The 320-nt window shown below is 51.6% G+C and carries 1 rRNA gene; it reads left to right on the forward strand.

Features of this window, described 5'->3' with window-relative positions:
* Nucleotides 1–251 precede the first annotated feature (251 nt).
* A 5S ribosomal RNA gene (rrf, locus tag L2I46_RS29415) occupies nucleotides 252–320 on the forward strand; the annotation flags it as partial.

Raw genomic sequence — 320 nt, forward strand, 5'->3', positions numbered from 1 at the left:
AGCGCAGCGATGCGTTGAGCTAACCGGTACTAATGAACCGTGAGGCTTAACCTTACAACGCCGAAGATGTTTTGGCGATTTGAGAGAAGATTTTCAGCTTAGATTCAGAGTTGAGTACGCAATAATTTGCGCAGCAGCAAGGCGACAAGCGAAGGAAAGGAAGGAGCATACTGAAGTATGTGACTGACTTTGCGAGCGCAGGCAACGCAGCTGATGCGATAAAGCATTGCGTACTGAGCACAAAGAATTTGCCTGGCGGCACTAGCGCGGTGGTCCCACCTGACCCCATGCCGAACTCAGAAGTGAAACGCCGTAGCGCC

The organism is Klebsiella sp. 2019SCSN059 (genome assembly GCF_021739525.1).
GTDB lineage: Bacteria > Pseudomonadota > Gammaproteobacteria > Enterobacterales > Enterobacteriaceae > Klebsiella > Klebsiella quasipneumoniae.